20 protein-coding genes are annotated in these 22448 nt (G+C 69.0%); 9 read left to right on the top strand and 11 right to left on the bottom strand.

Annotated features, from left to right (window positions below; genetic code table 11):
• Positions 1-4: 4 nt before the first annotated feature.
• On the bottom strand, positions 5-661 hold the full coding sequence (locus AB0L97_RS01775; RefSeq protein WP_355072109.1) for a VTT domain-containing protein: 657 nt from the start codon (positions 659-661) through the stop codon (positions 5-7).
• 298 nt (positions 662-959) lie between these two features.
• Between AB0L97_RS01775 and fbaA the strand changes: the two genes are divergently transcribed.
• Both fbaA and AB0L97_RS01765 read left to right on the top strand, forming a co-directional pair.
• Positions 960-1994, top strand: a complete 1035-nt coding sequence (gene fbaA / locus AB0L97_RS01770) for a class II fructose-bisphosphate aldolase (protein ID WP_364424668.1) — start codon at positions 960-962, stop codon at positions 1992-1994.
• Between the two features lie 31 nt (positions 1995-2025).
• Complete coding sequence (locus tag AB0L97_RS01765; protein WP_355071526.1) at positions 2026-3144, top strand: BTAD domain-containing putative transcriptional regulator; 1119 nt, start codon at positions 2026-2028, stop codon at positions 3142-3144.
• Here the strand turns inward: AB0L97_RS01765 and AB0L97_RS01760 are convergent.
• Together AB0L97_RS01760 and AB0L97_RS01755 are read right to left on the bottom strand one after the other, a co-directional pair.
• Entirely contained in the window at positions 3141-3467 is a 327-nt protein-coding gene (locus AB0L97_RS01760) for an excalibur calcium-binding domain-containing protein (protein WP_364424665.1), read from the bottom strand. The two genes, AB0L97_RS01765 and AB0L97_RS01760, sit on opposite strands and share 4 nt — an antisense overlap.
• 34 nt (positions 3468-3501) lie before the next feature.
• Positions 3502-3900 (bottom strand): excalibur calcium-binding domain-containing protein, encoded by a 399-nt coding sequence (locus AB0L97_RS01755; RefSeq protein ID WP_364424663.1) that lies wholly within the window; start codon positions 3898-3900, stop codon positions 3502-3504.
• 283 nt (positions 3901-4183) lie between these two features.
• On the opposite strand from AB0L97_RS01755, the gene AB0L97_RS01750 reads away from it, so the two are divergent.
• The gene (locus AB0L97_RS01750; protein ID WP_364424661.1) at positions 4184-5650 is read left to right on the top strand and encodes a DUF4185 domain-containing protein; all 1467 of its coding nucleotides are present in this window, start codon (positions 4184-4186) and stop codon (positions 5648-5650) included.
• Positions 5651-5660: 10 nt separating this feature from the next.
• On the opposite strand, the gene AB0L97_RS01745 is transcribed toward AB0L97_RS01750, so the two are convergent.
• Both AB0L97_RS01745 and AB0L97_RS01740 read right to left on the bottom strand, forming a co-directional pair.
• Positions 5661-6722, bottom strand: coding sequence for a fused (3R)-hydroxyacyl-ACP dehydratase subunits HadA/HadB (locus AB0L97_RS01745; RefSeq protein WP_356962832.1), 1062 nt, complete (start codon positions 6720-6722; stop codon positions 5661-5663).
• A 98-nt stretch (positions 6723-6820) separates the two neighbouring features.
• Complete coding sequence (locus AB0L97_RS01740; protein ID WP_364424658.1) at positions 6821-8056, bottom strand: hypothetical protein; 1236 nt, start codon at positions 8054-8056, stop codon at positions 6821-6823.
• A gap of 1477 nt (positions 8057-9533) precedes the next feature.
• Between AB0L97_RS01740 and AB0L97_RS01735 the strand changes: the two genes are divergently transcribed.
• Complete coding sequence (locus tag AB0L97_RS01735) at positions 9534-9977, top strand: DUF3151 domain-containing protein (protein ID WP_355071537.1); 444 nt, start codon at positions 9534-9536, stop codon at positions 9975-9977.
• A 72-nt stretch (positions 9978-10049) separates the two neighbouring features.
• Positions 10050-11186, top strand: a complete 1137-nt coding sequence (locus AB0L97_RS01730) for an FUSC family protein (protein ID WP_355072111.1) — start codon at positions 10050-10052, stop codon at positions 11184-11186.
• Between the two features lie 311 nt (positions 11187-11497).
• Here AB0L97_RS01730 and AB0L97_RS01725 read toward each other — a convergent pair whose 3' ends face one another.
• Both AB0L97_RS01725 and AB0L97_RS01720 read right to left on the bottom strand, forming a co-directional pair.
• Complete coding sequence (locus AB0L97_RS01725; protein WP_355071539.1) at positions 11498-12274, bottom strand: site-2 protease family protein; 777 nt, start codon at positions 12272-12274, stop codon at positions 11498-11500.
• Positions 12271-12930 carry a hypothetical protein gene (locus tag AB0L97_RS01720; protein WP_355071541.1) on the bottom strand — a complete coding sequence of 220 codons (660 nt, stop codon included), beginning with the start codon at positions 12928-12930 and terminating at the stop codon, positions 12271-12273. The genes AB0L97_RS01725 and AB0L97_RS01720 overlap by 4 nt, the downstream gene beginning before the upstream one ends.
• 283 nt (positions 12931-13213) lie before the next feature.
• Between AB0L97_RS01720 and AB0L97_RS01715 the strand changes: the two genes are divergently transcribed.
• From AB0L97_RS01715 to AB0L97_RS01705, 3 genes are all read left to right on the top strand, one after another.
• Complete coding sequence (locus tag AB0L97_RS01715) at positions 13214-14503, top strand: adenylosuccinate synthase (RefSeq protein ID WP_355071542.1); 1290 nt, start codon at positions 13214-13216, stop codon at positions 14501-14503.
• Between the two features lie 116 nt (positions 14504-14619).
• The gene (locus AB0L97_RS01710) at positions 14620-17226 is read left to right on the top strand and encodes a LuxR C-terminal-related transcriptional regulator (RefSeq protein WP_355071544.1); all 2607 of its coding nucleotides are present in this window, start codon (positions 14620-14622) and stop codon (positions 17224-17226) included.
• Complete coding sequence (locus tag AB0L97_RS01705; RefSeq protein WP_355071546.1) at positions 17223-17507, top strand: hypothetical protein; 285 nt, start codon at positions 17223-17225, stop codon at positions 17505-17507. Before AB0L97_RS01710 ends, AB0L97_RS01705 begins: the two co-directional genes overlap by 4 nt.
• Before the next feature lie 11 nt (positions 17508-17518).
• Here the strand turns inward: AB0L97_RS01705 and AB0L97_RS01700 are convergent, their stop codons facing one another.
• From AB0L97_RS01700 to AB0L97_RS01690, 3 genes are all read right to left on the bottom strand, one after another.
• Positions 17519-18343, bottom strand: coding sequence for an alpha/beta hydrolase (locus tag AB0L97_RS01700; protein WP_364424653.1), 825 nt, complete (start codon positions 18341-18343; stop codon positions 17519-17521).
• A gap of 146 nt (positions 18344-18489) precedes the next feature.
• Positions 18490-19113 (bottom strand): methylated-DNA--[protein]-cysteine S-methyltransferase, encoded by a 624-nt coding sequence (locus AB0L97_RS01695; RefSeq protein ID WP_355071548.1) that lies wholly within the window; start codon positions 19111-19113, stop codon positions 18490-18492.
• A 50-nt stretch (positions 19114-19163) separates the two neighbouring features.
• Positions 19164-19382, bottom strand: coding sequence for a hypothetical protein (locus tag AB0L97_RS01690; RefSeq protein WP_364424651.1), 219 nt, complete (start codon positions 19380-19382; stop codon positions 19164-19166).
• A gap of 63 nt (positions 19383-19445) precedes the next feature.
• Between AB0L97_RS01690 and AB0L97_RS01685 the strand changes: the two genes are divergently transcribed.
• Positions 19446-20951 carry a PLP-dependent aminotransferase family protein gene (locus AB0L97_RS01685; RefSeq protein WP_355071551.1) on the top strand — a complete coding sequence of 502 codons (1506 nt, stop codon included), beginning with the start codon at positions 19446-19448 and terminating at the stop codon, positions 20949-20951.
• A 314-nt stretch (positions 20952-21265) separates the two neighbouring features.
• On the opposite strand, the gene AB0L97_RS01680 is transcribed toward AB0L97_RS01685, so the two are convergent.
• Positions 21266-22363: a CaiB/BaiF CoA-transferase family protein gene (locus AB0L97_RS01680; protein WP_355071553.1), complete on the bottom strand. Its 1098-nt coding sequence runs from the start codon at positions 22361-22363 to the stop codon at positions 21266-21268.
• Positions 22364-22448 lie beyond the last annotated feature (85 nt).

Below are 22448 nucleotides of genomic sequence, written 5' to 3'. Positions count from 1 at the left end.
GGCTTCAGCGGGTGGACTCGCTGGTCGAGGCGGGCAGCTTCGCCTCGGCCTGCTCTTGCGCCTGCGCATTGCGGCCGAGCAGCTTCTTCGCCACCGCGCTGATGCCGGGCAGGATCGACACGAACACGATGAGCAAGAAGATCGCCTCGACGTGGTCCCGGATGAACGCGACGTTGCCCAGGAAGTAGCCGAGCACCGTGACACCGCCGCCCCACAGCAGCGCGCCGACGATGTCGAACGCGACGAACTTGCGGTAGTCCATCTTGGAGACACCTGCCAGCACCGGCATGAAGGTGCGCACGATCGGCACGAAGCGGGCCAGGATGATCGTCTTCGGCCCGTGCTTTTCGAAGAACTCGTGCGTTTGCGTCACGTAGTGCTTCTTGAAGAAACGGGTGTCCTCTTTGTGGAACAGCGCGGGCCCGATCGCCCGGCCGATCCAATACGCGCACTGGTCTCCCGCGAACGCGACCAGGACGACGGCGGGCACCAGCACCCAGATCGACACCGGCGGATTCGGCTGCGCGGCGAGCAGGCCGCCGGTGAACAGCAGCGAGTCGCCGGGCAGGATCGGGAACAGCAAGCCGGTCTCGATGAAGACGATGACCAGGATGGCCGGCAGCACCGCGTCCTTCAGCCACGTCTCCGTGAGCAGGTGCATCGGATCGAGCAACTCGGTCAACGCGAGGTTACTCGTCACCGATTCTGTCGCTGCCTGCAGAATCACGTGGCCTCCTGTCCCGATACGGCTGGCCTGCATCGCTTGCCACCGCGTCGGAAGCTGCCAGCGCAAATTACCGGCCCCACAGTACCGGCTCCACCTGAAAAAGCTCGTGCTGTGCGCAAAATTACCGGCGGGTCAACTGCGCACTCCCTCCCTGCATACCAGGCGAAACACCGCTGCCTTAGGGTGAAGGCTGACAAAATAGGTCTTTGCCGCACAACACGGAGGTCTTACAGTGCCCATCGCGACTCCGGAGGTCTACGCCGAGATGCTCGGTCGGGCCAAAGCCAATTCCTTCGCATTCCCGGCCATCAACTGCACGTCGTCGGAGACGATCAACGCGGCCATCAAGGGTTTCGCGGACGCGGGCAGCGACGGCATCATCCAGTTCTCCACCGGCGGCGCGGAATTCGGCTCCGGCCAGGGTGTGAAGGACATGGTCACGGGCGCGGTGGCGCTGGCCGAGTTCGCGCACGTGGTCGCGGCCAGGTACGACGTGACCATCGCGCTGCACACCGACCACTGCCCGAAGGACAAACTGGACACTTTCGTCCGTCCACTGCTGGCGATCTCCCAGGAGCGGGTCAACGCCGGCCAGAACCCGCTGTTCCAGTCGCACATGTGGGACGGTTCCGCGATTCCGATCGACGAGAACCTCGAGATCGCCAAGGAGCTGTTGAAGGCCACCCACGCCGCGAACATCATTCTCGAGGTCGAGATCGGTGTCGTCGGCGGTGAGGAGGACGGCGTCGAGGCCGAGATCAACGAGAAGCTCTACACCTCGCCGGAGGACTTCCAGAAGACCATCGACGCCCTCGGCGCGGGCGAGAACGGCAAGTACCTGCTCGCGGCCACCTTCGGCAACGTGCACGGCGTGTACAAGCCGGGCAACGTGGTGCTCAAGCCCGAGGTGCTCGCCGAGGGCCAGCGCGTCGCGGCGGCCAAGCTCGGCCTCGGCGCCGACGCGCAGCCGTTCGACTTCGTCTTCCACGGCGGTTCGGGCTCGCTGAAGTCCGAGATCGAGGACTCGCTGCGCTTCGGCGTGGTGAAGATGAACGTCGACACCGACACCCAGTACGCGTTCACCCGGCCGGTCGCCGGGCACATGTTCGCCAACTACGACGGGGTGCTGAAGATCGACGGCGAAGTGGGCAACAAGAAGGCCTACGACCCGCGCAGCTACCTGAAGAAGGCCGAGGCGTCGATGTCGGCGCGTGTGGTGGAGGCGTGCAACGACCTGCACTCGGCCGGACGCTCGATCAGCGCCTGACCCTGATACACCCGTCAGGGGCTTGGTGCACATGAGTTTGGATGTGCGCGTGCTCGGGCCCGTGCGGCTGCTCGTCGGTGGTGAACCGGTGGCCGTCGGCGGGCCCAAACCGCGAGCTCTGCTCGCCGCGCTCACGGTGAATCGGCGGCGCGCGGTGTCGTCGGCCGCGCTCGCCGATCTGGTGTGGAACGAGGAACCGCCCGACGCCTATGCCGCCAGCCTGCAGGTCTTCGTCTCCAACATCCGCAAGGCGCTGCGTAATTCCGGGGTGGACCCGGCGACGGTGCTGCGCACCGAGTCGTCGGGCTATCGGTTGGAGATCGACGAGACCGCGTGCGATCTGGGACGTTTCGAAGCGGCGCGGGAGGCGGGCGCCCGTGCCGCCGAGGCGGGTGATCACGCCGGGGCGGCGCAGCTGTTCGGCTCCGCGCTGCGCGAGTGGAGCGGCCGGGCGCTGGCCGATCTGGCCGGATTGCAGTTCGCCGACGGGTTCGCCACCGCCATGGACGAGGAGCGGTTACTGGCCGCGGCGGCCCGGATCGACGCCGAGATCGCTTGCGGGCGAGCGTCCTCGGTGATCGGCGAGCTGGTGGCGATGACCAACGAGCACCCGTTGCGTGAACCGCTGTGGGGCCAGTTGATCACCGCGCTGTATCTGTCCGGACGGCAGGCGGACGCGCTGGAGGCGTGCCGGAAGGTGCGCGGCGTGCTCGCCGACGAGCTCGGCATCGACCCGGGGCCGGCGCTGATCGACCTGGAGCAGCGCGTGCTGCGGCAGGAGCCGCTGAGCACGGTCGAACTCCGGCAGGTCGAGCGCCTGGCCGCGGCGATGACCGAGACGGTCACCGAGGTGCCGCGTGCGGTGCGCAGCGGTCAGCTGCGGATGCCGGACGGTCGCGTGGTGGCGATCGCGCAGGGCGGCCTGCGTATCGGGCGGATGACCGACAACGACTTGGTGCTGGAGGACCCGCGGGCCAGCCGCTATCACGCGCACATCATGCCGAGTCGCTCCGGTCTGCTCATCAAGGATCTGCATTCGGCCAACGGCGTCTACGTCAACGACGACGCGATCGACAGCGGCGTGCTGCTCGCCGACGGCGACCTGATCCGGATCGGCGCGACGATCCTGACCTTCCAGGCGCTGCACTAGTCGCAGGCGATCCCGTCGCCGTCCCGGTCCAGCTGGGCGTTGAAGCCGGGCTGCCCACGGTACAGCGGCCCGGCGCCCTCGGCGCGCACCTGGTCGCAGTCGGTGTAGATCTTCGGCGACCGCTCGGCGGGTTCTTCGGGTCGCTCGCTGTCCCCCTTCGGCCCGGATCGGTTGTGCGGGATCGGATGGTCGTCGTGCGGTCCGGCGATCGCGACGGCCGGGGGCGGGACGGCGGACGCCGCCGACGGCACGAGCGCGCACGCTCCGGCCGCCAGCAGCGCCGCCCCGATCACGGGTGCGACGCGGAGAACTGACTTGGTCACGTCTCCATCCTGCTCCCGGATCGTCCGGCGCGCCTCACTCGCAAGCGATTCCGTCGTTGTCCCGGTCCAGGTGGGGGGCGTAACCCGGCTGTCCACGCCGCAGCGGGGCCTTACCGGCGTTGCGGACCTCCGTGCAGTTCTTGTAGTAGGGACCCGGGGGCGCTTGCGGTGGCAGGTTGTTCGGCGGCGGATTGTTCGGGGCCGGTGGATTGTTCGGGGCCGGCGGATTGCTCGGGGCCGGCGGATTGCTCGGCTGCGGCGGAGTTTGCGGCGGTGCCGCCTGCGGTGGGCAGAACTGTGCGGATCCGGAACCGCAGAGCAGGTCGGTGAGTGGATCTGCCGCCGCGACGGGCGAGCCGAGGGTGACAACGGCGGTGGCGAGCACACCGGCGGAGCCGATGCCGAGCACGGCGCGCAGGAGTGGGTTCTTCATGTGATCCGTTCTTGGTCAAGGCCGGGCATGATGGAACATGCACGGCGGCAAAGGTTTCGAACTATGGCGCGGAGTCTGCTCCGTGCGGCCACTCTCCCCGACTGGAGTCGTCGCGAAATGGACGCTAGCAAATCCGGGGCGTTTCACCTTGCAAATGAAGCAATTTCGTCCTATTTATTGGGCGTGTCGTTCTGACAGCCTTCGAAAGGCGAACGGGGTAGGGTCGTTCCGCTGGTTCGTCTTCGCAAGATTCGTGTCCGCAATGGATTTCGAGGGGTTTGCTATGGCGATGCGAATGCTCGCCGCGGTCGGTGCGATCGTGGTCGGCGCGGGAATGCTCGTCTACGCCGACGGGCCTGCCGCCGCCGCGCCCGAAGCGGCGAGCCCTCTCGCGGGAGTGGGTCCGTGCGCGACCGACCCGGTGGCGACCCACGAGCCTTTGGTGCCGAAAACGCTGGAGGTGCCGATTCCCTATCCGGTGATCACCGTGCTCCCGCCACAGCTGCCGGAATCCGCGCCGAAGCGAACGCGGATGGAGCTCCCGCCGGATCCCTGCGCGAATCCGTGCCCGGATCTCACCGATCTGCCCGGCGCGCCACCGAGTCTCGCCGGACAGCTCGGGATCCCCGAAATCCTGCTCAATCCCAAACCGTTCCACTTCGCGATCCCCGGCCCCGGCCCGGACCCCGGTCAGGTGCCCCCACCACCCGCGCCGGTGCGGCCGCCGATCGAGCCCGCGGCGCAGTCACCGGCTCGCCCCGCGCCGCGGCTCGGCCCAGCTCGCGAGGTGGCGAAGCTGACCGGCGCGAACTCGGTGAACCGCACCGACAAACGCTGGCAGGTGGACGGCACCGACCTCGGCATCATGTGGGAGAGCGCACCGGGCGAGATCGCGACCGCGTTCGGCGACACCGTCGGGCGCGGCTTCCATCCGCCGGGTGGCATGGGGCTGGATTGGCGCAGCAACGTCCTCGCCTTCAGCACCGACCGGGATCTCGCCGACGGGGTGACCTTCGACCGCATGGTGACCGACGACCGCTGCCACGCGGCCGAGGTGCTCTCCAGCCGCAAACTCGACAATGTCGAGGTCACCACCATTCCCACCTCGGGTTTCGCGCTGGGCGAGCGACAGTATCTGAGCTACATGTCCATTCGGACCTGGAACAGCCTGCCCGGCACCTTCTTCACCAACTACGGCGGCATCGCCTACTCCGACGATCACGGCCAGACCTGGACGAAGGACCCGCACGCGCGCTGGGACAACATCTTCGGGCTGGCGAATTTCCAGGTGAGCGCGATGGTGCCGCACGGGGGTTACGTCTACATGTTCGGCACGCCCAACACCCGCCTGGGCGCGGTGGGCCTGGCTCGAGTGCCCGAGGACCAGCTGCTCAACACCACCGCCTACCAGTATTGGCGGGATGGCGCCTGGACCCCCGTCGGTGGCTTCGGCTCGGCCACGCCGATCGTGGACGGTCCTGTCGGTGAACTGTCGGTCCGCTACGACGCCGCCCGCGAGGTCTGGCAGATGAGCTATCTGGACACGACGAAGGCGGCGCTGGTCGTACGCGAGGCGGACACACCGCAGGGCGTGTGGTCGGAGAGCACGCCGACGGTGTCGGCGCTGAGCTATCCGGAGCTGTACGGAGGCTTCATCCACCCGTGGTCTTCGGGTACGGATCTGTACTTCACCATGTCGACCTGGAGTGACTACAACGTGTACCTGATGCACTCGGTCGTCGGCGAGTGAGCCGCTCGGGTCAGCGGAGCCGGACCTCGGCCAGCGCGCGACCGAACAGCTTGCGACCCTCGGACGAGCCGCCGAGCAGGATGGTCGCGGTGCGCGCGGCGGCGTCCAGCGACTTGATCCGGCCGGTGAACTCCACCGTGCCCGCCGCGTCGGCGGCGACCGGAACGAAGCCGGAGAAGCGCACGCTGAACTTCTGGATCGCGGTGGGATCGCCCAGCCACGAGGTGAGATAGTCACCCGCCAAGCCCATGGTCAGCATGCCGTGCGCGACCACCGTCGGCAGCCCGGCCAGCTGTGCGGCGTGGTCGCTGAAGTGGATCGGATTGGCGTCGCCGGACACGCCCGCGTAGTTCGCCAGGTCGCCGCGGGTCAGCTGGAACGCACGGTCCGGTAGCTGATCGCCAGGAGCGAGCTCGTCGAAGGCGGGCAGCGTGTGCACGGGCGTGGACTCGTGCTCGACCGGCTCCACCAACGGGCTGACGCCGAGCGACACCAGCACATCGTTGTGCGCGGGGTCGGTACTCCGGGATTCGACCGGGCGCCCGTGCATCATGACGTTCTCGACGATGTCGTCGAGCGTGTCGTCGACCTCGGCTCCGCGGCGCGCGACGATCGTGGTCGACCCGACGATGGCGACCTCGCCGTGCTGGTTGCTCAGCGTGAAGCGCACCAAGATGAAGTCGTTGTCGCCGAACTGGCGGATCGATTCGATGACGATCTCGCTGCGCATCCGGTCGCCGGCCAGGATCGGCCGGTAGATCTCGAAGACCTGATCGGTCTGCAGGAACTGGGAGAGGTCGTACTCGGTGAGCACCGTGTCGAGCAGCGCCCTGGTCCCGGTCATCCCGATCACCGAGGCGAAGGTCGGCGGCGCGATGAGCCCGGGATACCCGAGCGCGCGTGCGTCGGCTTCGTGCTGGTGCGCCGCGTGGTGGTTCTGTACCGCGCGGGCGAATTCCCGGACCTTCTCCCGGCCGACCTCGTAGTGGTCACGCACCCGGAATCGCTGTCCGATCGGCGTCACCGGGACGACATCGATATCCGGCCGCGCCATCGTCTGCTCCCTGCTCATGATCCCGGCCATGCTACTGCCGGACCGGACCATTGACCAGGTGAGTGTGACGTGTGTGACCGGCATCGATGCGTGGCGGCTATCACGCCGCCAGGTGGTTACTGGCTGCTGGAGGGCGGATCGCAGACCTTCCATCCGTCGTCGGTGCGCTGCAGGTCGAAGGTGCGTGCGGACCGCTTCGCCGGGTCGGCCTCGGTGTACACCGTGGCCTGGGCGATGGCGGTGGCGTCGGTGATGCGGATGGCGTCGATGCTGTCCACCACCGGGATGTTCTTGCGTTCCATCGACAACTTGTGCACGCCGGCGAACTGGTCGCTCGGAATGCCCTGATAGAAGTCGTGCAGCGGACCGCAGGTGGTGGAGCGGAGCGCGTCCAGATCGCCGCTCTTCAGCGCGTCGGTGTAGCTGGTGATGGCGCTGCGCACCTGAGCCTCGGGGGAGTCGTCGCCGGACATCGTGACCAGCGACACGATCACCGCGATGAGCGCGATCACCGCCACGGCCGCCGCTCCGAGCACGATCAGCCGTCGATCGGGCCGAGTGGGACCGGTGGCGGTCGCACCGGCGGCCTGCGAAGCAGGGGGGATCCGTTGCGGCGGCGCGACGGGCCGGGTCTGCGGCGCACGCGGACCCCCCATCGACTGCGCGGGCACGGTCTGCTGGACGTCCGCGGGGGACGGCGCGGTCGCCACCTGTCGCGGTCTGCCGCCGGGACGCTGCGGCGACGGGCGGGTGTCCTCGACGCCGGGTCCGTGCTGCGGCGGCGCGGCAGGGCCGTGCGGGCCGGGCTGTTTGGGACCGGGAGCCGGACGCGGCGTGCTCGGCGGCTTGGTGACCGGTACCGGACCCGCCGGTGGAGTGACCACGCGATCGGTGCCCGGCCTGCCGCCGTCGCCGGGGCGCTGGATGGGCAACGCGACGGTCTTCGCGTCGTCCAGGCCGACCACCGGCATCGCCATCGTCACGTCATCCGAACCGGGCGGGTTCTGCGCCTCGGCCGGGGTGGATTCGCCGGTCCGCTCCGGCGCGGGAGCCGGTCCGGCCGACGGCTTGCGTATCACGACGGTCGCGGATTCGCCGCCCCCCGGGATCGCGGCGGTCTCGGCCTCAGGCTTGCCACCGGGCGGAGTAGAGGCACCGGCGGTCTCGGGCGGCGTACCCGGGGTCGTCTCGGCCGTCGCCGCGTTCTTCGAGGCGGCCGCCGGTCCTGCCTTCGCGCCCGAGTCGGGTGCCTTGTCCGTCGCTGGTCGATCCGGCTGCGCCGGTGCGTCTTTCGAAGCGGACCCACTCGCGGGGGCCGCACCGGACGGAAGCTGATCCCGTTTGATCACCACGGTGCGCGACTGGTCCGGAGCGGAACCAGGCTTCGAGGCGCTACCGCCGGTCTCCGGCGCGGACTCGCGCTCGGGCGCGGCCGTTTCCGCATCGGTGCCCGATGCTGGGCGTGAGCTGGATGTGCCTGGCCCGGAGGGTGCCAGTGCGCCGCCCACCTTCCCTGCCGGGCTGTTCGCCGGTCCGGGACGAGCTGTGTCTCTGGTGCTGGGCGTGTTCGATGCGGCCGGGGCGGAGGGCGTTGGTGTGCTGCCGAGTTTCCCTGGGGTGTTCGCCGGTCCAGATGGAGCTGTGCCTTTGGTGCTGGGCGTGTTCGATGCGGCCGGGGCGGACGGCGTTGGTGTGCTGCCGAGTTTCCCTGGGGTGTTCGCCGGTCCAGAAGGCGCTGTGCCTTTGGTGCCGGGCGGGTTCGATGCGGCCGGGCCATTGGGTGCTGCTGCGCCGCCGAGTTTCCCTGCCGGGGTGTTCGCTGGACCGGAAGGGGCTGTGCCTTTGGCGCCGGGTGCGTTCGATGCGGCCGGGCCGGAGGGCGGCGGTGTGTTACGGCTGGCTGCGACTTGCCCCGCAGGTGGTTTCGCGGCTGGTTGCCCCGCCGGGGACGGCGCGGCAGAAGCAGGAGGGTTCGGCTTACCGGTACCGCCTGCTGACGCCGCCCCAGCGGCCTTCGCCGCGCTCGAGGGACCGGCGGCAGGTGTGCTTTCGGCGCTGGTCCCACTGGTCGCGTTGGACCCAGCCGGGGTCCCGGCCGCTCGGGGGCTCGCGGCTGCGGGCCGGTTGGTGGCATTCGCCTGGTTGCCGGGGGTCTTCGGACCGCCGGACGCTCCGGACTGCGTCGAAACCTGTGGCGCGGGACCCGCGGGTGCGGAGCCGCTCGCATTGGAAGCCGATGGATTCGTAGCCGGTGAGTTCGTACCGCTCGCTGGACCGTTGGCCGGTTTCGTGCCCGCCTTGGCCGTGTTCGCGTCCTTCCCGGGGACCGGACCGCCACCGGGAGCCTGTTTCGGTTGGCCGCCAGGGGCTGGACTACTGGCGCCCGCGCCGGCCTTCGATCTCGCCGCGGCAGCATCCGAGGCGGCTGCTGCGGCGCCGCCGGACGGCGTCGCACCCGGTCGCTGCGCCTTGGCGATGCGCTCGGTGGGGGCAGCCGACGAAGCGGAACCGCTTTTGCCCGAGGCGGGGATACGTTCGGTGGCGGCCTCGGGGCGTGCGTCGGCCCCGGCGGCGTCGGCCGGTCCGGCGCTGTCTCGCGCCGTGCTCTTCTCGTCGTTCGGGTCGGACACGCACACCCCTCGCTAAGCGGAACTGTTTGAACTCGACGGCCAGCCTAATGGGCGCGGCCCGGCGAGGTCCGGCATCAGCCCACGTCGAGCCGAACGAATGCCGGCCCGTCACCTGGCCTCCGTGTTCGGCCTACGCCGTGACGAGGAGGCGAGGCGGTCGCCTGTCGAGCAAACCGTCCTGCGGTGCACAATGAACCGCATGACCTCGTTCGGTGACCTGCTCGGACCGCAACCGGTATTGCTACCAGAACTCTCCGACGCCGAGGACGCGCTCCTCGACGGCGCCGATCCGGTGCGGGTGGCGGCCGAGCACCCGGCCGCCTCGATCGCCTGGGCGCACCTCGCCGAGGCGGCGCTGTCTCGTGGCGAAGCCCAGGACGAGGCGGTCAACCACGACATCGTGGCCGCGTACGCGTTCGCCCGCACCGGCTACCACCGCGGCCTCGATCTACTGCGCCGCAACGGCTGGAAGGGCTTCGGTCCCGTGCCGTGGAGCCACGAACCCAATCGCGGCTTCCTGCGCAGCGTCGGCGCGCTGGCCCGCGCCGCCAAGGTGATCGGCGAGACCGACGAGTACGCTCGCTGCCTCGACTTGCTGGAAGACTGCGACCCTCAGGCGGCCGCGGAGCTGGGCCTCGACTGAGTCGTAGTGATCGGAGCACCGCGTAGCGATTCGATGGTAGGTAGCGGCCGGGTGACGGGTGCGTTCGACCCGATGTCCCGGTTCGGCGTGGCCCGCGCGAGCGGCATGGCGAGGCTACGCACCTCGTGGGCGCGGCTGCGCCGGTCGGCGCTGCCGATCATCCAGTGTTCGGTCGGCGCCGCGCTGGCCTGGTTCCTCGCGCATCACGTCATCGGCCACGCGCTGCCGTTCTTCGCGCCGACGGCCGCCGTGGTGTCGATGGGCATCTCCTTCGGCGCGCGGCTGCGTCGCTCGGTGGAACTGGTGGTCGGGGTCGCGGTCGGCATCGGCATCGGCGATCTGTTCATCTCCCACGCGGGCACCGGCATATGGCAGATCGCGCTGGTGGTCGCGGTTGCCATGGCCGCGGCGGTGTTCCTGGACGGCGGTCCGGTCATCACCGTGCAGGCGGCGGGCTCCGCCGTGCTGGTCGCCACGTTGCTGCCGCCCTCGGCGGGCGGCGGTCTCTCCCGCATGATCGACGCCTTGGTCGGCGGACTGGTCGGCGTGGTGGTGGTCGCCGCGATCCCCCTGCATCCAGTGCGCAGGGCGCGGACGCTCGCCGGGGACATCCTCGCCGTGATGGGCAGATCGATCACCGAATGCGCCGACGGACTGCTCGAACAGGATCCGGAGAAGGTGCACCGCGCGCTCACCGCGATGCGCGCCACTCAGCCGCAGATCGACTCCTTGCGCGCCACCCTGGAAGGCGGCCGCGAGATCAGCCGGATCTCGCCGTTGTACTGGAACTCCCGTCCCCGGCTCGAACGCATCAGAGCCACGGCGGATCCGCTGGACAACGCCATCCGCAACACCCGAGTCCTGTTGCGGCGCTCGCTGACTCTGGTGCGCGACGACGAAATCCTCCACCCCGGTTTGATCGACGAGGTGGAGCGCCTGGGCCAGGCCGTCGACGTGGTGCGCCGGATGATGCTGGCCGACCCCGGCGACCAACCCGACCGCGCCGAGGCGGCCCGCGTACTGCGCTCGGTCGCGAAGGGCGCGCGCCCGGAACTGGTAACTGGCGCGGGCCTTTCGGCGCACGTCGTCTTCGCGCAGGTACGTTCGACGCTGGTAGACCTGATGCAGGTGTGCGGCGTGCAACGTATCTCGGCGATTGCCCTGCTGCCGCCGACGGTCAAGAACCCCTACGTGCGGCCCGAGGTCTGAAGCCCTACTACTCAGCGGTATTCGGACATTCTTGCCTGCCACCGTGGTCCGATTCCGGTGCGGCGCGCCCGAAGTTCGATCTTCGGGTAGTCCGCTACTCGGGTTCCGCGCGTCATCCCGCCGTAGTTTTGCGATGTGACCGCGAGTCGCGGGGTATCGCGGTCGACCACTTCGCACGTGGACGAAAGGACCTTCCGGCCAAGGGGTGTGGCAGCCGGAAGGGGGGCGGATCGGAAGCGGCGAAGAAGCGGGGCCGCCCGGCAACCCGACCGGGCGGTCCCGCGCCCACGTGTACGGCGAGTCGCCGGAGATCAGGTCCAGAACCGAGTCAGGTAGCCGCCGTAGCGCGACCAATTCGACGGAACACCGGACAGTTCGAACAGCGCGTACACCGCGTCGAAGAACACCTGATTGATCGCGGGCGTGAACAGCAGCGCGAACAGGATCAACATGCCGAACGGCTTGAACTGGTCGAGCGAGCGCCGGGTCTGGTAGCTCAGTGACGGCTCGACGATGCCGTAGCCGTCCAGTCCCGGCAGCGGGATCAGATTCAGCAGAGTCGCCGTGATCTGCAGGAAGGCAAGGAAACTGACGCCGAACCAGAACGCGGGATGAGTGGCCGAGCTGCCCCAGATCCGGACGGTCGCCAGCAGCAACACCGCGCACAACGCGTTCACGGCGGGCCCCGCGCCGCTGATGATCCGCTGCGTGCGCGGCGCGACATTGTGCGTGTGCACGTAGACCGCGCCGCCGGGCAAGCCGATCCCGCCGAGCGCGATGAACACCATCGGCAACACGATCGACAGCAGCGGATGGCTGTACTTCAGTGGGTTGAGCGTCAGATAGCCGCGCAATTCCACTTCGCGATCACCCGCGCGCCACGCCGAGTACGCGTGCGCGAACTCGTGCAGGCACAGCGAGACCACCCAACCGAAGACCACGAGGACGAACACACCGGCCTTGGCTCTGGTGGAGTCCAGCGGGGCGTCCCAGGCCAGCGCGCCGCCGACCGCGGTCACGACCACCACGAGCAGGAACACCGGGCTCGGCCGGACCGCACGCGCTCTGCGGTTGGTCGGGAAACTCATCGCACCAGCAGCCAGGGTTCGTGATGGCGGTAGAAACTCGAGCGCGGCACCGGGCGATCGGTGCGGACGCCGTCCCTGGTCACGATGGCGCCTGGCGTGCCGAGCTGCGCCGCTCGCCCCTCGACCCAGCGCCGTTTGCGGAACCTTCGCCGCACGGCCGCCCGCACCCCGGGCGGTTCGAGGCACGGCGAGACGAGCATGGCCGTCACGTCACCGGAGAACAGCAGGGTGTCGTCGACATAAGCCTCACCCTCGAGCCGCTCGCCGCCGATGCCGGTGATCACCGCCCGGCCCGCGAGCACCTTGCCGGTGTCGTCGCGAACCAGTGGCGTCTCGACGGCGCTGCCTCCGATGGCGCGCTTGGCGGCGGCGTTGCCGGTGCCGGTCTGGTAGGCGCGTGCGGCGTAGGTCTTCTCGACCGGCACGTACCCGATCTCCACGTGCAGGCGCTCGGTGCGCATCAGATGGGTGAGCACCGCGGCCAGCGCGGCGTCCTCACCCAGCACGATCAGGCGCGGCAGGCTGTCGGCGGCCAGCACGGGAAGCAACTCGTCGATCACGGCGGGATCGGGGATGGCGGCCGTCTGGGTGGTCGGCAGCGCCGCGAGCGCGATAGGTACGGGGGCGCCGTCGCAGCGGAGAACATGGGTACTCAAGCTGCCGTACACCCTCCTCGGTTCGAGCCGACACCGTCGGGCCCCTCGCCATTGGCGGGCGAACCCGAGCCGCGGCTCGCCCGTGCCCGCCGCGCTGCCGCTCGGCGTGCCGTGCAACCTTAGCCCTGCCCGGCCGCGACCACACGGTTGTCGAGCCTACGACGAGATGCGCTGCGATGCCGCCGGGGACGGGTCGGCTAGACTGTGCTTCCGGCCACCGCCTCAGTACGGCAGGTAGCTGCAACACACCAGTGTTGCCTGTCGAACCGTAGGAGACACGACCATGCCGGCAATCGTCCTGATCGGCGCCCAGTGGGGCGACGAGGGGAAGGGCAAAGCAACCGATCTGCTCGGTGGTCGGGTGAACTGGGTGGTCCGGTACCAGGGCGGCAACAACGCGGGTCACACCGTGGTGCTGCCCAACGGCGACAACTTCGCCCTGCACCTGATCCCCTCCGGCATCCTGACCCCGGGCGTGACGAATGTCATCGGCAATGGTGTCGTCGTGGATCCCGGCGTGCTGCTGGACGAGCTGGCGGGGCTGGAGCAGCGGGGCGTCGACACCTCCGGGCTGCTGCTCTCGGCCGACGCGCACTTGATCATGCCGTACCACGTGGCCATCGATAAGGTCACCGAACGTTTCCTCGGCAACAAGAAGATCGGCACCACCGGCCGCGGGATCGGGCCGTGCTACCAGGACAAGGTGGCGCGCGTCGGCGTGCGCGTCGCGGACGTGCTGGACGAGAAGATCCTCACCCAGAAGGTCGAGGCGGCGCTCGAGTTCAAGAACCAGGTGCTTGTCAAGATCTACAACCGCCGCGCGCTGGATCCGCAGCAGGTGGTGGACGAGGTGCTGACCCAGGCGGACAGTTTCAAGCACCGGATCGCCGACACCAGGCTGAAGCTGAACCTCGCGCTCGAGCGTGGTGAGACGGTGCTGCTGGAGGGTTCGCAGGGCACCCTGCTCGACGTCGACCACGGCACCTACCCGTACGTCACGTCGTCGAACCCGACCTCGGGCGGCGCGGCGGTCGGCGCGGGCATCGGACCGAACAAGATCAACACGGTGCTCGGCATCCTGAAGTCCTACACCACCCGGGTCGGTTCCGGACCGTTCCCGACCGAGCTGTTCGACGAGTTCGGCGCCTACCTGGCCAAGACCGGCGGCGAGGTCGGTGTCACCACCGGGCGCGCCCGCCGCTGCGGCTGGTTCGACGCGGTGATCGCGCGCTACGCCACCCGGGTCAACGGCATCACCGACTACTTCCTCACCAAACTGGACGTTCTATCCAGTCTCGAGACGGTGCCGATCTGCGTCGCCTATGAGATCGACGGCGAGCGAGTCGAGCAGATGCCGACCACGCAGACCGAATTCCATCACGCGAAGCCGATTTTCGAGCAAATGCCCGGTTGGTGGGAGGATATTTCCGGCGCGCGCACCTTCGAGGAGCTGCCCGCCAACGCCCAGGCGTACGTGTTGCGTTTGGAGGAGCTGTCCGGCGCCAGGATTTCTTGCATCGGCGTGGGTCCCGGCCGGGATCAGACCATCGTCCGGCACGACGTACTCGACTAGAACCTGTTCGAATTCCGCGTGGGCCAGCGGAAATTCGGCAAGATCACCAGAAATTCGCCACATCTATCGTGCTCGCTCGGCTTCGATCATGATCGGTGAAGAACTACAGTTAGAGCATGGCTCGGAACTGGCCGATGATCGAGCGCGAGAGCGAATTCGAGGCGATCCGTGCGGCGCTGACCGGTCCGGGGCACGTCGGCGTGGTACTGACCGGTGACGCGGGGGTGGGCAAGACCACCCTGGCCCGGCATGCCACCTCCGCGATCGGCGGCAATGTCCGCTGGGTGGCGGGCACCGAGTCGGCGCGCAGCATTCCGCTGGGGGTGTTCGCACATATGGTCGGCGTCTATACGGCGCACGATCCGGTCACGTTCATGTCGGCGGCGCGCGAGGCGTTGCTCGCCGACGGGGACACGGTGATCGGGGTCGACGACGCGCATCTGCTGGATCAGCTCTCCGCCACGCTGTTGCTGCAACTGGCCATCGACAAAGCCGCCCACATCGTCGTCACCGTGCGCAGCGGAGTCCCGGTGCCGGACGCGGTCACCTCGTTGTGGAAAGACGGCCATCTGACGCGCATCGACCTGCGCCCGTTCACCCAGCGCCAGAGCGTCGAACTGGTGGAATCGATGCTCGGTGGGCAACTCGAGGGGTTCACCGCCAATCTGATGTGGGAGTCCTCCGCCGGAAACGCGTTGTTCCTGCGGCATTTGGTGGAGGGTGCGCTGGAGGCGGGCACGCTGCGTCAGGTCAACGGCGTGTGGCAACTGCGTGGGCGCGCGGCGGTGACCTCGGAGCTGGCCGCGCTGCTGGAGGACCGCGTCGAGCAGTTGCCCGAGCCGGTGCTGCGGGTGCTGGAACTGCTGACTTTCTGCGAACCGATCGATCTCGACGTCCTCGCCGAATTGGCGGGCGAGGACGCGGTGGAAGCCGCCGAAACGCGCGGGGTGATCCGGGTGGTGGAGAATTCCCAAGATCTGATCGTGCGCTACAACCACCCGCTGTTCGGTGAGGTGATCCGCCGCAGGCTCGGCATCGCCTCGGCGCGGCGTTTGCGCGGCAGGTTGTATTCGTCGCTGAAGGACCGCCGGATAAACTCCGCCGCCGACCGCATCCGCCTGGCCGAATTGGCGCTGGACAGTGATAAATCCGCGGATCTGGAATTGTTCGAGGCGGCGGCGGCCGACGCGATCGGATTGGCGAATCTGCCGCTGGGCGAGCGCTTCGCCCGCGCAGCGGTGGAGCGGCGCGGCGGCGTGGAGGCCGCCGACCTGCTGGCGCGCGCCCTGCTGTGGCAGGGGCACCGGATCGAGGCCGAGCGCACCCTCGCCAGCTTCGACCCCGACCAACTCGACGAGGTGCAGCTGGCGCGCTGGGGCAGCACCAGGGTGGCGAACCTGTTGTGGGCCATGGGCGATGCCGATCGCGCCGACGAGGTGCTGAAGCTGGTGCGCGCGAAGGTGCGGCATCCGAAGATCGCGGCCATCTTCACCGGCCTGGCGTCGGCGAGTCTGGTCAACGAGAACCGGGTCGACGACGCGATCGCCGAGGCGGAGACGGTGATGTCCGCCGACGGCGCACCGCCGTGGGCGGTGTGGTGGGCGTCGTTCGGCGGCGGCCTGGCGTCGGCGTTGATGGGCAAGGGGGAAGCGGCCAGGCAGTACGCGGCCCGTGGGCACGAGGTGGAAGCGCACATCGACGGGCTCAACCGCTTCATGTCCACGCACGCCGAGGTGCTCGCCCTGACCTTCGCCGGCGATCTGGAGGCCGCGCGGCGCTGCGCCGGGGCATTCGTCGGCTACTCCTCGCCGGGCCAGTATCTGGCCTGGGGCATGTCGAAGATCCTGCAAGGGACCGTCGATGTGGCGCAGGGCCGGTTCCTGGACGGCATCGAGAATCTGGAACAGGCGCTGGCCGCATTGGCCGCGGAGGGCGCGGCCGCGTGGATGTTCCCCGCGCGAATCCGTCTGGCGGAGGCGTATTCGGCGCTCGGGCGGGCCGGCGACGCCTCCGAGTCGATCGCGCACGCCACCGCACGGGGCGGCAGGCACAGTGCCGTGTACGAACCGCAGCTGGAAGTGGCGCGCGCTTGGCTGGCCGCCGCCGAAGGAACCGTCACGCCTGCCATCCGCATCGCGGTGGGCGCCGCCGACGCGGCCGCACGCTCGCATCAGCACGCCATCGAGGCCATGGCGCTGCACACCGCGGCCCGCTTCGGCGACCATTCCGTCTCCGGACGACTGGCGGAACTGGCCGAGCGAGTGGAAGGACGGCTGGTACAGGCGCAGGCTCGGCACGCGGTGGCGCTCGCCGACCACGACGGACCCGGGCTGGACTCGGTCGCCGCCGAATTCGAGCGCATCGGCGCGCTGTTGTCGGCCGCCGACGCCGCGGCGCAGGCCGCCTCGGCCCACGAGCGAGCCGGGGATCGGCGCAAGTTGCTGGAGTCCGCCGCCACCGCCAACCGGCTCGCCGCCGCCTGCGGCGGAGCGAGCACCCCCGCGCTGCGGCAGGCCGCACAACCCTTGCCCTTGACCGCGCGGGAACGGGAGATCGCCAACCTCGTCGCCGCGGGCCTGTCCAACCGGCAGATCGCCGACCGGCTCACCGTCTCGGTGCGCACCGTCGAAGGCCATCTCTACCGGGCCTGCATCAAGATGGACGTCACCGATCGCGAGTCCCTGGGCGCGCTGATGCGCGGAGAGTCCGGGAGCGGAAAATGACGCTACGAGCGGCCGCGGTGATCGCTGCCACGGCGGCGGGTCTGGTCTTGGCCGCCGGGTGCTCGGACGGACAGCCGCAACCGGTCACCAGTTCCGCGCGTCCCTCGGCGACAGTGGCGACGAAGACCGAGACGACGCAGGAGCGCAACGCCCGGATCAGGCAGAAATTGATCGAACTCGGCTGCTCGACGAACGCCTGCATCCAGACGTACTTCGGCTGCGAGGACGGCTACATCACCGGGGACGCGTGCGAATTCTTCCGCGCGCATCCCTTGCGCTGAGCCGCCGCGTACTACCCGGCGGGCTGCTCGGCGCCGGTAAGGAACGAACCCGCGACGGGGGCGAGAAGCCCGATGTTCGGATTGTGGCTGAGCCGGGGAATCTCCCGGAAAACGGCATCGGGAAGTGCGGCGGCGATGGCGCGGGCTCCCTTCCGCAGTAGCGCGTCGGATTTGCCGCCGGCGATGACCAGGGTGGGAACACCGACTCCGGACCAGTCCGCGGGCCGCAGCGGCTCGCCGCGCATGAAGTCGCGCATCACAGCCCAGTCGTGCGCGGTGGAGCACAAGTCTTTCCAGAAGGGGGTGAATCGCATGACGGCGGCCATCACACGCGGGAGTCCCATGGCTTTGGTCATGTAGAACCGAACGGTGTCCCCGCGAGAATCCGCGGCGATCAGTTCGTGCAGGCGCGCCTCCAGATCGGCCTCTGGTACGAACCCTTCCCGGTCGACCACGAATGGCGGCTCGAACGCGACGACTTTCGTGATGCCCTTCACTCGGCCGGACTCGGCGGCCCGTAGCGCGAGCGCGGCGCCCGAGGACCACCCGAACAACGCCGCCGTACCGCCCGCGGCCTCGATCAAAGCGGCGATGTCATCGATCTCGCGGTCGACGTCGTAGACACCGGGCGAATCCGTGCTGTCGCCGCGGCCGCGTCGGTCGTAATTGATCACCGTCAATCGGTGCTGCTCGGCGAGTGCCGCGGCCAACTCGACCATCTTGGGGAATTTCCGGAAACCGAAGGCGCCGCCGATCAAGATCACGACTCCGTTGTCGCCGCCGACTTGCCGATCGAACGCGATCACGGTGCCATCGGTCGATGTCACAGTCTCCATGGCCAGCTCACTTTCGTTCCGGATCGGCGGGTGTCGCCGATGTCTCGCTCGTAGGACGATGCGAACTGAGCGAATTCATCGGTCCGTTGGCGTATCCATGACTTCGAGACCAGGACCTGGGCGCCGCACCGGTCGGGCGTGGTAGCTCAGAACAAGGTGGGCTCGCCGAATCCCGGTGTGCGCTCGATGGTCAGTAGACGCTGCTTGGTGTCGATGCCGCCGGGGGCGGAGAAGCCGTGCAGGGCGTGGTCGGCGGCGAGTACACGGTGGCACGGGATGATCAACGGGATCGGGTTACGGCCCAGGGCCTGGCCGACCGCCTGGGCGCCGCCTGGCGCGCCCACGCGATGGGCGACCTGGCCGTAGCTGAGGGTGTGGCCTGGGTCGATGGCGCGTGTGACGGTGTAGACGGCGCGGTGGAACTCCGGAATTCCACTGGTGTCCAAGGCGATCCAACGCAGGTCGTCGAGTTCCCCCGAGAGGTGCGCGCGGATGCCCGCGATCGCCTCGGCGATGGCTTCGGTGGGTGGCTGCTCGTGAAGCTTCTCGCCCGCGCGAGCGCGTGTGATGCGCGCTCGGGTGGCGGCGGGGCTCGCCTCCGGAAGTTGGAATCGGATCACCCCTGCGCTGCTCCAGGCGATCGCGCAGCAGCCGATCGCGGTATCGAACAGCGTCGCCGCGACCGCGTACGGTGTGGGACGGCCGGAGGCCACGGGCTCGGTGGCTTCGTTCGCCGGAGGATCGGCGGCGAGGCGAGTGGCGTCACTCATGAGCCAAGTCTGGATCGCGGGACCGACAAGTTCGCAATTAGCAGTCCAGTTTAGTGGAACTGGCATTGATTCGGTGCGTCGCCACGGCCGTAGATCGCCGCGAGATCGGAGTATCGGCGCTGGTGGTCGTAGTACGAGAGGGGCTGGTCCGACATCGGTGTCGCGGGGTGGAAGCGTTCGAGGCGAAAGGTGCGCGTGTCGCGTTCCGGCGCGAATCGGTAGATCAGGCAGCCGAGCAAGGCGGTCAGGAGCAGGGTGGCGAGCATCATGTCCGTCAGGGTGCGCGCCACTGGCCTTGCCAATAAATATCCAATCGGCCGATACTGGACCGTATGGCGACAAGAGTGATCGGCGCGGGCAGCCTGGCTCGCGATCTGGGCCATTGGCGGCACGCGCACGACGGCGATCCGGATTCGGCCGGGCGGCGCTCCACCCGCCCGGCCTACTTGGCGCTCGCCGAAGGAATCCGGCTGCTGATCCACGACGGGCGCGCGCCGCTGGGTGTCGCCTTGCCCAGCGAACGGGATCTCGCCGGCACCCTCGGGGTCAGTCGCACCACCATCACCTCGACCTACGCGCTGTTGCGCGAGCACGGCTACCTGATCAGCCGCCAGGGCTCGCGCAGCACGGTGGCCCTGCCCCGCGACGTGCAGCACGACGGCGTCAAGCCGGCGCGGAGCATCCTGGCCATGATGGGCTCGCCCGAACTGCCCACCGTCGACATGACCTATGCCGCCATGGCCGCCCCGCTGGAGATGCAGGACGCGTATTCGGCTGCCCTGGAGGGCATTCCCGCCTACCTCGGCACGCACGGCATGGACCCGGTCGGTGTGCTGGCACTCCGTGAGGCGATCGCCCGCCGCTACACCGCGCGCGGGCTGCCGACCGAGCCCGATCAGATCCTGGTCACCCTCGGCGCTCAGCACGGCCTGCGCCTGCTGCTGAACGTGCTCACCGCGCCCGCGGCCCGCGTGCTCATCGACCACCCGACCTACCCGAACGCCATCGAGGCGATCCGCGACGTCGGCGCCAGGCCGGTGCCGGTGCCGCTGCGCCCGGAGGACCCGGCGGGCGGCTGGGATCTCGACGGCGTCCGCAGTGCCGCGCGGCAGACCGCGGCCAGCCTGGCCTATCTGGTGCCGGACTACAACAACCCGACCGGCCTGCTGCTCGACGCCGACGGCCGCGCCGAACTGACCGCCATCGCCAGGGACACCAGGATGACCATCGTGATCGACGAGTCCATGGCGGATCTCGGGCTCGGTGCGGACAACCCGCCGCCGCCGGTCGCCGCTTTCGCCAGAGGATCCGAGATCGTGACCATCGGGTCGGCCTCGAAATCGTTCTGGGGCGGTCTGCGCGTCGGCTGGATCCGGACCAACCAGGCGCTGATCACCAAGCTGCTCGGCATCCGCTCCACGGTCGACCTCGGCACCCCCGTCATGGACCAGTTGGCCACCGTGCACCTGCTCGAGCACGCGGAGGTGATCCTCGACCGTCGCCGGGACCAGTTGCGTTCGCAGCGTGCCGCGCTGCTCGACGCGCTCGCCGAGGAACTGCCGGACTGGCGCGTCACCGTCGGCGCGGGCGGCATGTCGGTGTGGGCACAGCTGCCGACCTCGGTTTCCACGGCGCTGGCGGCCACGGCTCCCAACCATGGCGTATTACTCGCCGCCGGGCCACGATTCGGCGTGCAAGGCGCGTTCGAACGGTTCCTGCGGCTGCCGTTCACCCACCAGGAACCCGAATTGCGTTTGGCGGTCAAGGCCATCGCGTCCGCCTATATGGCGCTCACGCCACGCGCCGCCGACCCGTTGACGCCGTTGACCTGCTACTGAGGCGATTTCGTCGCTGGGGAGAGCCTCCGCAGGCGGTATGTCCCCTCCGAGCACCGCCGAGCACGATCGGCCGGCCACCCCTCGGGGCTGGCCCTCGTCGTGCTCGGGCGGTGTGCAGAAGCTCGCACGGCGCGGAGGCCTCCAGCTCGAGCAGCGGTCAAGGAGCGGACCGGACGAGGTTCGCGATTCTCGAAAGCCACCTGCTCGCGGACAGTATGGCAGGCTCGGTGCCGAACTGTCGAACCGGTTGGTATGTTAAAAGTTTCAATTATCAGCCGCGAAGCGGAGTGGCACCATGCCACCCCGCTCGGCGCTCAGTCGGCCCAGACCGTCTCGATCGGGGTGGCGGTGGTGGGCGGCGGGGTCGGAATCCCGTTCGGAGTGCGGGAGAATCGCGGCGCGGGGGCGTGCTGGGTGATGTCGTCGAGCTCCAGCAGCGAGCCGCGGGCCGCGATGTGCTCGTTTCGCGTCGCCTCGTCGAATGTCAGCACGGGAGAGACGCACGCGTCGGTGCCGACGAAGATCTCGGCCCATTCGTCCCGGGTCTTGGTCCGGAAACGCTCGGCGAAAAGCTTTTTCAGCGTTTCCTGACCGGCGGGGTCGAGCTGGAAGGGCAGGCCGTCCGCCTCGATCTCCAGTCCGGCGAGCAACTGGGCGTAGAACTGCGGTTCGATCGCACCGACCGCCATGTACTTGCCGTCGGAGGTTTCGTAGGTGTCGTAGAACGACATTCCGGTGTCGAGCAGGTTCACGCCACGCTCATCGGACCAGGCGCCCGCGCCGCGCATGCCCCAGATCATGTGCGAAAGGGCAAGGGCGCCATCGACCATGGCCGCGTCGATCACCTGGCCCTTGCCGGACTGCTGCCGCTCGACCAGCGCGGCGAGGATGCCGAACACCAGGAACATCGAGCCGCCGCCGAAATCGCCAACCATGTTCAGCGGCGGGACCGGGCGTTCGCCCTTGCGGCCGATGGCGTGCAGCACGCCGGTGATGGAGATGTAGTTGATGTCGTGTCCGGCGCGATCGGCCAGCGGGCCTTCCTGACCCCAGCCGGTCATCCGTCCGTAGACCAGGCGCGGGTTGCGGGCGAGCGCGTCGTCCGGGCCGATGCCGAGCCGCTCGGTGACGCCGGGGCGGAAGCCTTCGATCAGCACGTCCGCCTTCTCGACGAGGCCGAGAACCTTCTCGATGTCGGCGGGGTCCTTGAGGTTGGCCTCGACGATCGTCCGGCCGCGCAGCTGCGGACGGTCGAACCCGCCCGGCAGCTGGCCCGCACGCTGCACCCGCACCACGTCGGCGCCCAGATCGGCGAGCAGCAGCGCGGCGTGCGGACCGGGACCGATCCCGGCCAGCTCGATGACCTTGATGCCCGCGAGCGGGCCCTGCTTGGCGGTGGATGGAGTGCTCACGCCCTACCTCGGTTCGTCGTTGATCCAGCGCACCGGCGGTCCGGCGCGTCCTCCCGAACACGGCCGGGAGGGTTGTATTGACAGT

Origin of the sequence: Nocardia sp. NPDC051911, from assembly GCF_040681035.1 — a bacterium.
Classification (GTDB): Bacteria; Actinomycetota; Actinomycetes; order Mycobacteriales; family Mycobacteriaceae; genus Nocardia; species Nocardia sichangensis.
This window is presented reverse-complemented; position numbering and strand designations above follow the sequence as displayed.